The 15,064-nt window shown below is 32.5% G+C and carries 24 protein-coding genes; all 24 read right to left on the bottom strand.

Annotation, left to right across the window (positions count from 1 at the left end):
• Window positions 1–104 precede the first annotated feature (104 nt).
• Entirely contained in the window at window positions 105–506 is a 402-nt protein-coding gene (locus KO504_RS13540; RefSeq protein ID WP_252723696.1) for an HlyD family secretion protein, read from the bottom strand.
• A 42-nt stretch (window positions 507–548) separates the two neighbouring features.
• A complete protein-coding gene (locus KO504_RS13535) occupies window positions 549–1,463 on the bottom strand; it encodes a TlpA family protein disulfide reductase (protein WP_215927705.1) in 915 nt (304 codons plus the stop codon).
• Between the two features lie 125 nt (window positions 1,464–1,588).
• Window positions 1,589–1,891, bottom strand: coding sequence for a hypothetical protein (locus KO504_RS13530; RefSeq protein WP_215927703.1), 303 nt, complete (start codon window positions 1,889–1,891; stop codon window positions 1,589–1,591).
• Between the two features lie 265 nt (window positions 1,892–2,156).
• A complete protein-coding gene (locus KO504_RS13525) occupies window positions 2,157–2,609 on the bottom strand; it encodes a hypothetical protein (RefSeq protein ID WP_354667403.1) in 453 nt (150 codons plus the stop codon).
• A 344-nt stretch (window positions 2,610–2,953) separates the two neighbouring features.
• Window positions 2,954–4,249, bottom strand: coding sequence for a phosphopyruvate hydratase (gene eno / locus KO504_RS13520; protein ID WP_215927701.1), 1,296 nt, complete (start codon window positions 4,247–4,249; stop codon window positions 2,954–2,956).
• Between the two features lie 198 nt (window positions 4,250–4,447).
• Entirely contained in the window at window positions 4,448–5,551 is a 1,104-nt protein-coding gene (carA, locus tag KO504_RS13515; RefSeq protein ID WP_215927700.1) for a glutamine-hydrolyzing carbamoyl-phosphate synthase small subunit, read from the bottom strand.
• 275 nt (window positions 5,552–5,826) lie between these two features.
• Window positions 5,827–6,303: a 50S ribosomal protein L17 gene (gene rplQ, locus KO504_RS13510; protein ID WP_215927698.1), complete on the bottom strand. Its 477-nt coding sequence runs from the start codon at window positions 6,301–6,303 to the stop codon at window positions 5,827–5,829.
• 59 nt (window positions 6,304–6,362) lie between these two features.
• Window positions 6,363–7,355 carry a DNA-directed RNA polymerase subunit alpha gene (locus tag KO504_RS13505; protein ID WP_115818534.1) on the bottom strand — a complete coding sequence of 331 codons (993 nt, stop codon included), beginning with the start codon at window positions 7,353–7,355 and terminating at the stop codon, window positions 6,363–6,365.
• A gap of 95 nt (window positions 7,356–7,450) precedes the next feature.
• Entirely contained in the window at window positions 7,451–8,056 is a 606-nt protein-coding gene (rpsD, locus tag KO504_RS13500) for a 30S ribosomal protein S4 (RefSeq protein ID WP_215927696.1), read from the bottom strand.
• Window positions 8,057–8,269: 213 nt separating this feature from the next.
• Window positions 8,270–8,653 carry a 30S ribosomal protein S11 gene (gene rpsK, locus KO504_RS13495; RefSeq protein ID WP_173281865.1) on the bottom strand — a complete coding sequence of 128 codons (384 nt, stop codon included), beginning with the start codon at window positions 8,651–8,653 and terminating at the stop codon, window positions 8,270–8,272.
• Between the two features lie 100 nt (window positions 8,654–8,753).
• A complete protein-coding gene (gene rpsM, locus KO504_RS13490; RefSeq protein ID WP_215927694.1) occupies window positions 8,754–9,128 on the bottom strand; it encodes a 30S ribosomal protein S13 in 375 nt (124 codons plus the stop codon).
• 2 nt (window positions 9,129–9,130) lie between these two features.
• Complete coding sequence (gene ykgO, locus KO504_RS13485; protein ID WP_008269159.1) at window positions 9,131–9,247, bottom strand: type B 50S ribosomal protein L36; 117 nt, start codon at window positions 9,245–9,247, stop codon at window positions 9,131–9,133.
• 55 nt (window positions 9,248–9,302) lie between these two features.
• Window positions 9,303–9,518, bottom strand: a complete 216-nt coding sequence (gene infA / locus KO504_RS13480) for a translation initiation factor IF-1 (RefSeq protein ID WP_007094967.1) — start codon at window positions 9,516–9,518, stop codon at window positions 9,303–9,305.
• A gap of 78 nt (window positions 9,519–9,596) precedes the next feature.
• Window positions 9,597–10,961 carry a preprotein translocase subunit SecY gene (secY, locus tag KO504_RS13475; RefSeq protein WP_215927692.1) on the bottom strand — a complete coding sequence of 455 codons (1,365 nt, stop codon included), beginning with the start codon at window positions 10,959–10,961 and terminating at the stop codon, window positions 9,597–9,599.
• A gap of 9 nt (window positions 10,962–10,970) precedes the next feature.
• The gene (gene rplO, locus KO504_RS13470) at window positions 10,971–11,423 is read right to left on the bottom strand and encodes a 50S ribosomal protein L15 (RefSeq protein WP_215927690.1); all 453 of its coding nucleotides are present in this window, start codon (window positions 11,421–11,423) and stop codon (window positions 10,971–10,973) included.
• Window positions 11,424–11,438: 15 nt separating this feature from the next.
• Window positions 11,439–11,618: a 50S ribosomal protein L30 gene (rpmD, locus tag KO504_RS13465; RefSeq protein ID WP_008269164.1), complete on the bottom strand. Its 180-nt coding sequence runs from the start codon at window positions 11,616–11,618 to the stop codon at window positions 11,439–11,441.
• Window positions 11,619–11,631: 13 nt separating this feature from the next.
• Window positions 11,632–12,156: a 30S ribosomal protein S5 gene (rpsE, locus tag KO504_RS13460; RefSeq protein ID WP_179354566.1), complete on the bottom strand. Its 525-nt coding sequence runs from the start codon at window positions 12,154–12,156 to the stop codon at window positions 11,632–11,634.
• A 6-nt stretch (window positions 12,157–12,162) separates the two neighbouring features.
• Window positions 12,163–12,519: a 50S ribosomal protein L18 gene (gene rplR / locus KO504_RS13455; protein WP_215927688.1), complete on the bottom strand. Its 357-nt coding sequence runs from the start codon at window positions 12,517–12,519 to the stop codon at window positions 12,163–12,165.
• Window positions 12,520–12,529: 10 nt separating this feature from the next.
• Window positions 12,530–13,072 carry a 50S ribosomal protein L6 gene (gene rplF / locus KO504_RS13450; protein WP_215927686.1) on the bottom strand — a complete coding sequence of 181 codons (543 nt, stop codon included), beginning with the start codon at window positions 13,070–13,072 and terminating at the stop codon, window positions 12,530–12,532.
• Between the two features lie 12 nt (window positions 13,073–13,084).
• Entirely contained in the window at window positions 13,085–13,483 is a 399-nt protein-coding gene (gene rpsH, locus KO504_RS13445) for a 30S ribosomal protein S8 (protein WP_215927684.1), read from the bottom strand.
• 62 nt (window positions 13,484–13,545) lie between these two features.
• Window positions 13,546–13,815, bottom strand: coding sequence for a 30S ribosomal protein S14 (gene rpsN / locus KO504_RS13440; RefSeq protein WP_115818545.1), 270 nt, complete (start codon window positions 13,813–13,815; stop codon window positions 13,546–13,548).
• A 2-nt stretch (window positions 13,816–13,817) separates the two neighbouring features.
• The gene (gene rplE / locus KO504_RS13435) at window positions 13,818–14,369 is read right to left on the bottom strand and encodes a 50S ribosomal protein L5 (RefSeq protein ID WP_215927683.1); all 552 of its coding nucleotides are present in this window, start codon (window positions 14,367–14,369) and stop codon (window positions 13,818–13,820) included.
• A gap of 1 nt (window position 14,370) precedes the next feature.
• A complete protein-coding gene (gene rplX / locus KO504_RS13430) occupies window positions 14,371–14,682 on the bottom strand; it encodes a 50S ribosomal protein L24 (protein ID WP_215927681.1) in 312 nt (103 codons plus the stop codon).
• 12 nt (window positions 14,683–14,694) lie between these two features.
• The gene (gene rplN, locus KO504_RS13425; protein WP_092446808.1) at window positions 14,695–15,063 is read right to left on the bottom strand and encodes a 50S ribosomal protein L14; all 369 of its coding nucleotides are present in this window, start codon (window positions 15,061–15,063) and stop codon (window positions 14,695–14,697) included.
• Window position 15,064: the final 1 nt, after the last annotated feature.

The following is a 15,064-nucleotide window of genomic DNA, read 5'->3' as shown; positions in this document are numbered from 1 at the left end:
AGGATATAAGACCGCTGTGCTGTTAGATCTAAGAGTCAAGACTCCATTATAACTAACTGATGTAATGATGGTACAAATAGAACTAAGATAATTGTGAATAAAAACTAATTTCGGTTTAAAACTTCTCTGAACTGATAAAAGAAACGCTCTATTAATCTCAAATCTTCGGTAATAATTTCGGCAGCACCTCGCATTTCTTGTTTGAATTCTATGTCTTTATTATAGGAAGTAATCATTTTTTCAGACAAAGAAACATCAATAAAATACAAACCTTCTTTATCAGGAATTAGAGATATGTTTTCTACTTTTCTGTTTAACACACCAAATTCGGTATCTGGATAGTTTTCTAATTTTATGCTTACGTTTTGTCCGACTTTAATTTTTCCTGAATTTTGTGCTGGTGTCTTTAGCTTTGCAATATATGCCGTATTCTCATTTGGAATAATAGTAAAGACCAAATCGCCTTGATTAACGGTTTGAATTCTTGTTTGTTGACGATACTCCAATATACAAATCGATTTAATTTTTTTTAAGAAGGAGAATTATTTCTATTCTGATATTTCAATTTTATTAATAATATCATTGAATTGCGAAGTATCATTTGGAGAGGGCGAATTAATCAAAACAACATTATTATTATAATCTAAAATAGCATAATGAGGAATAGAATTTACATTAAAAAATTCTATTAAATCAGAACTCTCAGTTTTAGTAATCACATATTGATTTTTATCCATCCCAAATTCTTGTAATTCGGCTACTTTTTTTCTCCAACTATCTTGATTCTCGTCTATTGAAAAATAGTAGAATTCTACATTTTTATTCTGAATTAATTTTTTTCTAAACTCATGACTACTTTTAATTTCTTCAATACATGGTGCACACCAACTTGCCCAAAAATCAATTATTTTAATTGTATTGCCCTGATTCTTTAAAATATCTTTTAATGTAATTCTGTCTCCATCAATATCTAATAAAATAGAACCGTAAACATTTTCTGCTAATCGATTATTAATCTTATTTAATCGTTCATTTATTCTCTCTAACACAACTTTATATTTTTCTTCTTTTATTTGCGGCAAGTAAATCATAATTTTATCTTGTAGGTTCTTTGAATTTTTTGCAATCGAATGACTATCAAATTCAAATATCATTTTTGTAATCGCATATTCTTTAGTTTTACCAACCAAATTTTTATTGATTAAATCTAATTGAAAATCTAGTGATTCTATTGAATATGTATTATTGCCAAATTTTTCTTCAGATACAATATTTAGATATTTTGTTAATGCAAGATAAAAATTCACATTATCATCTTGGTCATTTCTATTAAAATCATTGATAGATATACCTTTTAAATATTCTGTATAATTAGTTATGGCGCCTTTAGGAATGCTGTTCTGATTTAATATCCCATTGATATATTGAAATTTAAAAACATCTTTTATTTTATTATAAAACAAATCTGAAACATTTTTGTTTTTTGCATACTGATCTAAAAACTGTTGCTTATTTTTATAATAATTTTCATGAACTTTCTTATATTCAGAAATTCCAAGTTGCTCATTATATCTTGGGTAATTTAGGTTTAATTATAAAGTTCTTTAAAAAAATTATAATGGGCTTCATTATTGCCATTAAAAGTTATTATACTATTATCCAATTTATAACTAAGCGTATCACCTGGAGTTACATATATAAAAAACGCAATTGAGCTAGGTTTAAAACTAGCAAACCTAAATAATCTTGGTGATTCCAATTTAAAACTAAAGTTTAAATTTTCATCTTCATTCTTTGTTTTAAGCAAAAAAGACTGTTTATTAAATTCAATATGGGTTTCATCAAGCAATACTGATTCTATTAAAGTGTCTCCTGCTTGTTCTGCAAACAAGTAAACTTGCTTTGATGTTTCTATTAGTTTTGATGTTTCTTTTTTTAGATTAAAAACAAGAATCCCAATAACAATTACGACAAGTAAAATTATTAAGACTCTTTTTGGGGCTCTTACCATAACATTATTTTTTTGTGAAATTTATATAAAAATACGTTTTTAAATTTAGCCACCTCTTGCCAAAGATGGCTAAATAAACAGTTAATAAACTATGGTGTGAATTCTTTAAGTTGTTGAAGGACCAAAAGGTCTTGGATAATCGCATTTACAACTTGCAGCGCCACCGCTTGATGCACATTATTGTTTTGTTATAATGTGTTTCTCCGGATAGCACTTTATTTATAGCACTAACATATTTTATAAAACCTACATCTTGTTTATTTAAAAAGCCCAACGGATTATAGGCATTAATAGTCTGCCTAATTCTATGACTATTAGCATATGACGTAATGACCAAAATCTTAGTATTTGGAAATTGTCCTCTAATGCATACACCCAAATCATCACCAGAATATAAATTAAGCTGTGGAGCTGGTGGTAGACTTAAATCTAAGATGACCAAATCTAAAGGTTTTGCTGCAGAATAGCTTTGAATTTTTTGATGAGCTGTTTCGCAATCCCTAGCACTTTCGGTTTTAAAACACAACTTATCTGATTGGTCTTGCATATATTGAAGTGTGTTAATAATCGCTTCAATAATAATGGGATGGTCATCTATGATTAGGACGTTAATGGATTTTTAATCATAAATATTGCACAGGTTTTAAAGCCTAATGTTTAGGCTATCAAAAAATTAAATATGTGTAATCAACAATGAACTAATTAATCCTTAGGGTAAGATTTTTTATGAAACTAATACTTTTTTCTTACAAATAAAAACCATCTAAAATTAATATTTTAGATGGTTTAGTATATATTCAGCATATTTAGTTGAATAGTCTATTCTAATTGTGTATTTTTCTATACATTCAAAAAAAACACCCCTAAGAGCTTCGCTCGGTAGTTTCAAAACAAAAAATATTTTGTTTCTCACTAATCCTCAAGGGGACAATCCAAAAAAACTTATGCTTTCACCTTAAAAGCATTAGCTCCAGGAAAATAAGCAACACTTCCTAATTCTTCTTCAATACGTAATAACTGGTTGTATTTTGCCATACGATCACTACGAGACGCAGAACCAGTTTTAATTTGTCCACAGTTTAATGCTACTGCTAAATCAGCAATAGTATTATCTTCTGTTTCACCAGATCTGTGAGACATTACAGATGTGTAGCCAGCATTGTGTGCCATGTTTACTGCTGCAATCGTTTCAGTTAGTGTTCCGATTTGGTTCACTTTAATTAAAATTGAATTGGCAATACCATTTTCGATACCACGAGATAAACGCTCTACGTTAGTTACGTATAAATCGTCACCAACTAATTGTACTTTATCACCAATCTGCTCTGTAAGGTCTTTCCAACCATCCCAATCGTTTTCATCCATACCATCTTCAATAGAAATGATAGGGTATTTTGATGCTAATTCTGCAAGATATTTAGCTTGCTCTGCACTTGTTCTTACTACACCTTTATCACCTTCAAATAAAGTGTAATCGTATTTACCTTCTTTATAGAATTCAGCTGCCGCACAATCTAAAGCAATCTTAATATCTTCACCGAAAACATATCCTGCTTTTTCAACAGCAGTCTTAATAGTATCTAAAGCATCTTCAGTACCTCCTGGTAAGTTGGGTGCAAAACCACCTTCATCACCTACTGCAGTACTTAAATTTCTATCGTGTAATACTTTTTTAAGATTATGGAAAATCTCAGTTCCCATCTGCATCGCATGTGTAAAGTTTTTTGCTTTAACAGGCATAATCATAAATTCTTGAAAAGCAATAGGAGCATCACTATGAGAACCACCATTAATAATATTCATCATTGGCAATGGTACTGTATTTGCAGAAACTCCACCAACATATCTATATAACGGCATACCTAATTCATTCGCTGCAGCTTTAGCAACCGCCAAAGAAACCCCTAAAATGGCATTAGCACCTAATTTTGATTTGTTTGGCGTACCATCTAAATCAATCATCATTTGATCAATAGCGTTTTGTTCGAAAACAGAAACACCTAATAATTCTTGAGCAATTGTAGAATTTACATTGTCTACGGCTTTTAAAACTCCCTTACCCATATAAGTATCTCCACCATCACGTAATTCAACAGCTTCATGCTCTCCTGTAGATGCACCAGATGGTACTGCTGCCCTACCCATAATACCGTTTTCTGTAGTAACATCAACTTCTACTGTTGGATTCCCTCTGGAATCTAAAATTTGTCTTGCGTGTACATTGATTATAATGCTCATTATTTTTGATTTTAATTTACTATAATTTCTATTGAAATACTGAAACGAGTTCAGCATGACTAGCCTCTAAGCTAGTCAAATTTACGAAAATCTAAGGCGCGAAACTTGACAAAAATCAGATTTATGATAATTGCTTACGATAATGATTTCGTAACTAAAAAAACGCAATAAAAAGGGTGTTTTATTGCGTTTTTGGTATTATTTATTTTTAATATTTTCTATAAACTGATCAAATAAATACAAGGAGTCATTTGGTCCAGGACTTGCTTCAGGATGATACTGTACTGAAAAACAATTTTTGTCTTTTAGTTTGATACCTGCAACTGTATGGTCGTTTAAATGTACATGTGTTATTTCAACATTAGCATTAGCTTCTGTTTCTTCTCTATTGATAGCGAAACCATGGTTTTGAGATGTGATTTCACCTTTTCCTGTCACTAAATTTTTAACCGGATGATTAATACCTCTGTGACCATTGTGCATTTTGTAAGTTGAAATTCCGTTTGCCAAAGCAATCACTTGATGTCCTAAACAAATACCAAATAAAGGTTTGTCTTTTGCTATAATTTCTTTAGCTAAATTAATAGCATCAGTTAACGGTTCTGGATCACCAGGTCCGTTAGATAAGAAATAGCCATCTGGATTAAACCCTTCTAGCTCTTCAAATGTTGCATTATATGGAAACACTTTAATGTAAGCATCGCGTTTTGCAAGGTTTCTAAGAATGTTCTTTTTAATGCCAATATCTAAAGCAGCAATCTTATAAGTCGCATTTTCATCACCAACAAAATAAGGCTCCTTGGTTGACACTTTAGATGCCAATTCTAAACCTTTCATTGAAGGGAATTTTGCTAATTGTGTTTTAAGCGCTTCAATATTATCAACCTCAGTTGTGATCACGGCATTCATGGCACCATTATCTCTAATGTAGCTTACCAATGCTCTAGTATCAACGTCTGCAATGGCCAATGTATTATTCTTCTCAAAGAATTCTTCTAAAGAGGCATCTGCTGCAGGTCTCGAGTAATTAAAACTAAAGTTCTTACAAATTAAACCCGCTATTTTAACATCATCAGATTCACTTTCATCTTCTTTAGTTCCGTAATTTCCAATATGTGCATTGGTAGTTACCATAAGTTGACCGTAATACGAAGGGTCTGTGAATATTTCCTGATAACCTGTTGTACCAGTATTAAAACAGACTTCGCCAAAAGCAGAACCTTCCTTTCCTATGGATTTACCATGAAAAATTGTTCCGTCTGCTAAAAGAATAAGGGCTTTTTTTCTTTGTTTGTATTTCATTGGTTATGTTATTGTGTCACATTAGTTGGAAGAAATAATTTTAAATACATTTAAAACACCCCTATAGTCCCCTCAAAGGGACAATACAACCAAGTAAAATTAATTTTTAATTTTTGCAAAAATCCAAAAAAAAAAGGATAAACTGAAACAGTCTATCCTTTATATTTATCAATGCTTATTAAGACGCGATAATCGCGATTTGTGAAATGCAAAAAACGATTTCAAATTTTGATCAGTATTGATTTCAAATTCCATTCGTTTTTTTACTAGCATTTTTACTCTTCTTCGTTAGAAGCTTTAGTTTCCGTAGGTGCAGGTGTAGCAGCTTTTGCTTTGCTTCCTCCTCTTCTACTTCTACGTGTTTTCTTCTCTGGTTTAGCAGCTGAATAAAGTTCGTTATAATCTACTAACTCTATCATTGCCATATCAGCGTTATCACCTAACCTGTTTCCTAATTTGATGATACGTGTATATCCACCTGGACGATCTCCAATTTTTGGTGCTACATCTCTAAACAATTCTGCAACGGCATCTTTTTGTCTAAGCTTAGCCATAACAATACGTCTGTTATGTGTTGTATCTGCTTTAGATTTTGTAATCATTGGCTCAACAAACTGCTTTAAAGCTTTTGCTTTAGCTACTGTTGTGTTAATACGTTTGTGCTCAATTAATGAACAAGCCATATTAGCTAACATTGCTTTTCTGTGTGCTGTTTGTCTTCCTAAGTGGTTGAATTTTTTTCCGTGTCTCATGACATTTGTTTTATCATCTTGCTACTAAACTCGTAAATCGAGGAGCAAAATATGATTAATTAATCTTTATCTAATTTATATTTACTTAAATCCATTCCGAAGTTTAACCCTTTAACGTTTACTAGTTCTTCTAGCTCTGTTAAAGACTTCTTACCGAAGTTTCTGAATTTCATTAAATCGTTTTTATTGAATGATACTAAATCTCCTAAAGTATCAACTTCTGCAGCTTTTAAACAATTAAGAGCACGTACAGAAAGATCCATATCAACTAATTTAGTTTTCAATAGTTGTCTCATGTGAAGTGATTCTTCATCATAAGTTTCAGTCTGTGCAATTTCATCAGCTTCTAAAGTGATACGCTCATCAGAGAATAACATGAAGTGGTGAATTAATATTTTAGCAGCTTCAGTTAAAGCATCTTTTGGATTGATTGATCCGTCAGTTTGAATTTCGAAAACTAATTTTTCGTAATCCGTTTTTTGCTCTACACGGAAGTTTTCAATAGCATACTTTACATTCTTTATTGGTGTAAAAATTGAATCTGTAAAGATGGTTCCGATTGGTGCTGAAGCTTTCTTATTTTCTTCTGCAGGAACGTAACCTCTTCCTTTTTCAATAGTTAATTCCATATTGATGTTTACTTTAGGATCTAAGTTACAGATTACTAAATCCGTATTTAATACTTGGAAACCAGAAATAAACTTCTGAAAATCACCAGCTGTAATTTGATTTTGTCCTGAAATAGAAATCGTAACAGTTTCGTTATCTATTTCATCTATTTGACGCTTAAAGTTAACTTGCTTTAAGTTCAAAATCATTTCAGTAACATCTTCAACTACACCAGAAATTGTAGAAAATTCGTGATCTACACCTTCTATTCTAACTGAAGTTATTGCAAAACCTTCTAAAGAAGATAATAATACTCTTCGTAAAGCATTACCTACTGTTAATCCGTATCCTGGTTCTAAAGGTCTGAATTCGAATTTACCTTCGAAATCAGTAGAATCAATCATGATTACTTTATCCGGCTTTTGAAAATTTAATATTGCCATATTATTCTTCGTTTTAATTGTTATTTAGTTGCGCGATTTATAAGTATGAAGAAGACAAATAAATCCTTTGGCTAAATACCAATATGATTAGTTTATTATTTAGAGTAAAGTTCAACGATGAATTGCTCGTTGATTTGTTCTGGAATTTGAATTCTTGCAGGAACAGCAACATAAGTACCTTCCATTGAACCTGTATTCCATGTAATCCATTCAAAAACATTGCTAGAGTTTGCTAATGAATTTTGAATAGCTTCTAATGATTTTGATTTTTCTCTAACACCAACTACATCACCAGCTTTTAATTGGTACGAAGGAATATTTACCTTTTCACCATTTACTGTAATGTGTCTGTGAGATACTAATTGTCTTGCAGCACTTCTTGTTGGTGCAATACCCATTCTGTATACCACATTATCTAAACGAGATTCACATAATTGAAGTAATACTTCACCTGTAATTCCTTTAGATGCTGTTGCTCTTTTGAACATGTTTCTGAATTGCTTTTCTAATATACCATAAGTATATTTTGCTTTTTGCTTCTCCATTAATTGGATTGCATATTCAGATTTTTTACCACGACGACGGTTGTTTCCGTGTTGCCCTGGAGGGTAATTTCTTTTTTCGAAGGCTTTATCATCTCCGAAGATCGCTTGTCCGAATTTACGGGCGATTTTAGTTTTAGGACCAGTATATCTTGCCATTTTAAATTTGTTTAGAGAGTGAGTAAAGAATTAAGGTCTTAATCTTATCCTTCTTTAATCGTTAACCTCTCGATTGATACTTGTTATTTTTCAGTTTGCAAATTTATGCAAAATAAACTAATATCAATACATAAATGAATGATATTAGTTTATTTAAAATTTGTGTGAGTTTTTTTAACTAAGACTGACTTAGAAAACTGAATACAATTCAGATTATACTCTACGTCTTTTTGGTGGACGACAGCCGTTATGTGGCATTGGAGTTACATCAATAATTTCTGAAACTTCAATTCCTGCATTGTGAATAGATCTGATAGCAGATTCTCTACCATTACCAGGTCCTTTAACGTATGCTTTTACTTTCTTTAAACCTGCTTCTTTTGCTACGCCTGCAGCATCTTCAGCAGCTAATTGAGCAGCGTAAGGAGTGTTCTTTTTAGAACCTCTAAATCCCATTTTACCTGCCGATGACCATGAAATAACGTCACCTTTTTTGTTTGTTAAAGAAATAATGATATTGTTAAAAGAAGCTGTGATATGAGCTTCACCTATTGCATCAACTATAACTTTACGTTTTTTTGTACTTGCCTTTGCCATTTTATTTTTAGCTTTTAGTATTAGTTAATAGTCGCTAGAATCCTAAACCGTTAAATTTCAAACAGATTCTTTCCAACGTCTAAAGACTAAAGACTATTTATTATTTAGTTACTTTCTTCTTGTTAGCAACCGTTTTTCTTCTACCTTTTCTTGTACGAGAATTATTCTTAGTACGTTGTCCTCTTAATGGAAGACCAGATCTATGACGAATACCTCTGTAACATCCAATATCCATTAATCGCTTAATGTTCATTTGTGTTTCAGAACGTAATTCACCTTCGATTTTAAAAGTTCCAACAGCGTCACGGATTGCTCCTATTTCGTCGTCAGTCCAATCTTGTACTTTTGTGCTTTCGTCAACTTTAGCCGCAGCTAAAATTTCCTTTGATCTACTTCTACCTACTCCGTAGATATAAGTTAAAGAAATCACTCCTCTTTTTTGTTTTGGTATGTCTACACCTGCAATTCTTGCCATATTTACCCTTGTCTTTGTTTGAATCTAGGATTCTTTTTGTTAATGACGTAAAGTCTACCTTTTCTGCGCACTAATTTACAGTCTGCGCTTCTTTTCTTTACTGATGCTCTTACTTTCATCTTGTATTATTTATTACTACTATAGTATGATAGAACCTTTCGGCTATACCTTGTATTAGTATCTATAAGTTATGCGAGCCTTAGTTAAATCGTAAGGACTCATTTCTAATTTCACCTTATCTCCTGGTAATAACTTTATGTAATGCATACGCATTTTACCAGAGATATGTGCAGTCACTATATGACCATTTTCTAATTCTACACGAAACATTGCATTTGATAATGCTTCTATGATTGTTCCGTCTTGTTCTATTGCTGCTTGTTTTGCCATAATATATATTTAGTATTCAGTGATTAAATGCAAATACCTTGCCTAATTTTTAACACTGACATTCTAATGTTTAACATCTTATTGCGCAACCGCTTTTCTATTCTTACCTGTCTTCATCAAGCCATCATAATGCTTATTTAATAAATAAGAATTAATCTGCTGCATTGTATCAATAGCTACACCTACCATAATTAAAAGTGATGTACCACCAAAGAATAATGCCCAACCTTGTTGCACGCTCATTAACTTAACGATAAATGCTGGAAAAATAGCAACTAATGCTAAGAATATAGAACCTGGTAAGGTGATCTGTGACATAATTTTATCTAAATACTCAGATGTTTCAGATCCTGGACGTATACCTGGAATAAATCCACCACTACGTTTTAAATCATCAGCCATTTTGTTTGTCGGTACTGTAATTGCTGTATAAAAATATGTAAATATTATAATTAATAAAGCAAATATTAAGTTGTACCAAAATCCAAACATATCTTGGAAGTTAGATTGCATCCAAATGCCTGTACTTGTATCTTTCAACCAAGCAGAGCTACCTATTAAACTTGGAACAAACATAATTGCTTGTGCAAAGATAATTGGCATTACACCAGAAGCATTTAATTTTAATGGTAAAAACTGACGTGATCCAAATACATTCTTTTCATAACCACCAGAAGCTGTTCTTCTTGCATATTGCACAGCAATTTTTCTAACTGCCATAACCAAGAAAACTGAAGCTAATATGATTAAGAACCATATAACCATTTCAATTAAAATCATCATAAAACCACCATTACCACCTTCAAGTCTAGAGTACATATTTTGTACAAACGATTGTGGTAACGTTGCTATAATACCAACCATAATTAATAATGAAATACCATTACCAATACCTTTATCTGTAATCTTTTCACCTAACCACATAGCGAATACACACCCTGTTACTAGAATAATTACTGATGAGAAGTAAAACATATTTTCATTAAAGCCAGGTACTAACATTGCATTAATTGATGACAATCCTGATAATGAAGGAATACTAGCTAAATAACCTGGTGCTTGAACTAAACAAATACCTATAGTTAACCAACGTGTAATTTGAGTGATCTTTTTCTGACCACTAGCACCTTCTTTCTGAAGTTTTTGTAGATAAGGAATCGCAATACCCATTAACTGAACAACAATGGAAGCAGAGATATATGGCATAATACCTAATGCGAATACAGAAGCATTAGCAAATGCTCCACCTGTAAAGGCATTTAATAATCCCATGATACCACCATCCATACCTGCTTGTAATCCACCTAAAGCATCTATATTGATACCAGGTAATACCACCTGAGCACCAAAACGATAAACCAAAAGCAAACCTAAGGTTAGAATAATTCTATCCTTAAGTTCTGTGATTTTCCAAACGTTTTTTAATGTTTCTATTATTTTCATCCTATAATCTTATAAAGTTACAGCTTCACCACCAGCAGCTTCTATAGCTGCCTTTGCCGTAGCAGTAAATTTATGAGCAGTTACTGTTAATTTTGTTTTTAACTCACCTCTACCTAAAATTTTAACTAGCTCGTTTTTACCAACTAATCCCATAGATACAAGTGTTTCAAAATCAACACTATCTTTGATTACTTTTTCATCTACTAACTTTTGTAAAGTATCTAAGTTTATACCTTGGTATTCTACTCTGTTAATATTTGTAAATCCAAATTTAGGTACACGTCTTTGTAATGGCATTTGACCACCTTCAAATCCTAATTTCTTAGAATAACCTGAACGAGATTTAGCTCCTTTGTGACCACGTGTTGCCGTACCACCTTTACCAGAACCTTGACCACGACCAATACGTTTACCTTGATTTTTTACTGAACCTTCTGCAGGTTTTAAATTACTTAAATCCATTGTTAAGTTATATTTTTAAGCTTCCTCTACAGAAACTAAATGTTCAACTTTCTTAACCATACCAAGGATGTTTGGTGTGGCGTCGTGCTCTACTACTTGACCAATCTTTTTTAGACCTAAAGCTAATAATGTTAGCTTTTGTCTTTTAGTACGATTGATTGCACTTTTTACTTTCTTTACTTTAATCTTTGCCATCTTATCCTATCGATTATCCGTTAAATACTTTTTCAAGTGAAATTCCACGCTCTTTAGCTACAGACTTAGCATCTCTTAATTGTAATAAAGCGTCAAAAGTTGCTTTTACTACGTTATGAGGATTAGAAGATCCTTGAGATTTAGATAATACATCGTGTACACCTACTGCTTCAAGAACAATTCTTACCGCACCACCTGCAATAACTCCTGTACCAGGTGCAGCTGGAATAATGTTAACTCTTGCGCCACCATATTTACCTTTTTGCTCATGAGGAATAGTTCCATTAAGAATAGGTATTCTTACTAAGTTTTTCTTAGCGTCTTCAACAGCTTTAGCAATTGCAGTAGCAACATCTTTAGATTTACCTAATCCTTGTCCTACAACATTTGTTTCGTCACCTACAACAACAATAGCAGAAAAACCAAATGCTCTACCACCTTTTGTTACTTTAGTTACACGCTGAACGCCAACTAAGCGATCTTTTAATTCTAGTCCGCCTGGTTTAACAAGCTCTGCGTTTTTATATTTTTGATACATAATGTCTTAAAATTTAAGTCCTGCTTCTCTAGCACCTTCTGCTAATGATTTTACTCTTCCATGATATAAATAACCACCTCTATCAAAAGAAATAGTTTCAACACCAGCTTTCATAGCTTTCTCTGCTACAGATTTACCTACTAATGCAGCTACTTCTGTTTTGTTTCCTTTAGATGCTGCTATGTCTTTATCTCTTGAAGATGCAGCAACTAAAGTTTTACCAGTTACATCATCTACGAGTTGAGCATAAATTTCTCTATTACTTCTAAAAACAGCTAATCTAGGTTTTGTTTCTGTACCAGAAACAACCTTACGTATTCTGTTTTTAATTCTTATTCTTCTTTCGTTCTTTGTCAATGCCATAACTTAATTATTAAGCTGATTTACCTGCTTTTCTTCTAATTTCTTCACCAACAAACTTGATACCTTTTCCTTTGTAAGGTTCTGGTCTTCTAAAACCACGAATCTTAGCTGCAACTTGGCCAACCAATTGTTTGTCAAAAGACGTTAATTTAATAATTGGATTTTTACCTTTTTCTGATACTGTCTCAACTTTTACTTCTGGAGCAATATCCATAACGATGTTATGAGAAAAACCAACGGCTAAATCTAATTTCTGTCCTTGATTTGATGCTCTATAACCTACACCAACCATTTCTAGTTCTTTGGTCCAGCCTTTTGAAACACCTTCTATCATATTAGCAATTAATGCTCTGTAAAGACCATGTTTTGCTCTTAAATCTTTCTTATCAGAAGCACGCTCTAATGTAATAGTACCGTCTTCTAATTTAATCTCAATATCTGAATACTCTTGAGTTAATTCGCCTAATTTACCTTTTGCAGTAATTAAATTATCCTTAATCTCAACTGTGACACCTTCAGGAACTGTTATTGGGTTTTTACCTATTCTTGACATAATTTCCTGTTTTTAGTATACGTAACATAAAACTTCACCACCTACATTTTCTCTCTGCGCTTGTTTTCCTGTCATCACTCCGTGAGACGTAGAAACAATTGCAATACCTAATCCGTTAAGAATTCTTGGCATTTCTTTAGATGAAGCATACTTACGTAAACCTGGTTTACTGATTCTTTGAATTTTTTTAATGACAGACTCTTTAGTCTCTTTACTGTACTTCAAAGCAATTTTGATTGTACCTTGTACTGTAGAGTCGTCAAACTTATAACTTAAGATATATCCTTGGTCGAATAAAATCTTAGTTATTTCTTTTTTTAAGTTAGATGCAGGGATCTCAACCACTCTGTGGTTGGCCTTAACTGCATTTCTAACTCGCGTTAAATAATCCGCTATTGGATCTGTATACATAGTTATTAATTTGCGGTAGCGGTTTTCGGCACTATTGCCAAACCTGAAACCAATTTATAATTTTACCAACTTGCCTTCTTAACACCTGGTATTAAACCTTGGTTGGCCATTTCTCTAAACATTACACGAGAAATTCCAAATTGTCTCATATAACCTTTAGGCCTTCCTGTAAGTTTACAACGGTTGTGTTGACGTATAGGTGATGCATTTTTTGGTAATTTCTGTAATGCTTCATAATCGCCAGCTTCTTTTAAAGCTTTACGTTTTTCTGCATATTTAGCTACCGTTTTAGAACGCTTCACCTCACGGGCTTTCATTGATTCTTTAGCCATAATTAATTCTTTTTAAAAGGTAATCCTAATTCTGTTAATAAAGACTTCGCTTCCTTGTCTGTATCCGCAGAAGTCACAAATGTAATATCCATTCCTGAAATTTTATTGATTTTATCAATATCTATTTCTGGAAAAATAATTTGTTCTACAACACCTAAATTATAGTTTCCACGTCCATCAAAACCTGTAGCTTTAATACCGTTAAAATCTCTAACTCTTGGTAAAGCTGAAGTTACCAAACGATCTAAGAATTCATACATTTGTTCACCTCTTAAAGTTACTTTGGCACCAATTGGCATTCCTTTTCGTAACTTGAAAGATGCAACATCCTTCTTAGACATTGTGTGTATAGCTTTCTGTCCAGATATTTTTGTAAGCTCTTCTACCGCGTGATCAATTAACTTTTTATCCGCAACAGCAGCACCAACACCTTTAGATATTACTATCTTAGTAAGCTTAGGTACTTGCATTACATTTTTATATCCAAATTCTTCCGTAAGAGCAGGAATTACTTTTTCCTGATACTCTTTTTTTAATCTTGCAACGTAAGCCATATTAAATTACTTCATTAGATTTTTTTGAAAATCTCACTTTATTATCACCTTCCATTTTATAACCAACTCTTGTTGCTTCACCTTTTGAAGTTAACAACGATAAGTTTGAAATATGTATAGAGGCTTCTTTCTCTACAATTCCACCTTGAGGATTCTGTGCACTTGGTTTAGTATGTTTCTTAACCATGTTTACGCCTTCTACAATGGCTTTGTTTTTATCTATTAATACTTTAAGTACTTTACCTTCTGATCCTTTGTGATCACCAGCTATTACTTTTACTGTATCTCCTGATTTTATTTTAAGCTTTGTCATCTTATTTATCAATTAAAGCACTTCAGGTGCCAATGATACAATTTTCATGAATTGTTTATCACGAAGTTCTCTAGCTACAGGTCCAAAAACACGAGTTCCTCTCATTTCCCCTTGAGGATTTAATAGTACACATGCATTATCGTCAAATCTAATATAAGACCCATCTGGACGTCTTACTTCTTTAGCTGTACGAACTACAACTGCTGTAGATACAGCACCTTTTTTGATTTGTCCGTTTGGAGTAGCATCTTTAACAGATACAACTATTTTGTCTCCTACAGAAGCATACCTTCTTTTAGTTCCACCTAGTACACGGATAGTTAAAACTTCCTTTGCACCAGTATTATCAGCTACTTTTAATCTTGATTCTTGTTGTAACATA

This window comes from Winogradskyella psychrotolerans (genome assembly GCF_018860565.1).
Taxonomy (GTDB): domain Bacteria; phylum Bacteroidota; class Bacteroidia; order Flavobacteriales; family Flavobacteriaceae; genus Winogradskyella; species Winogradskyella damuponensis.
This window is presented reverse-complemented; position numbering and strand designations above follow the sequence as displayed.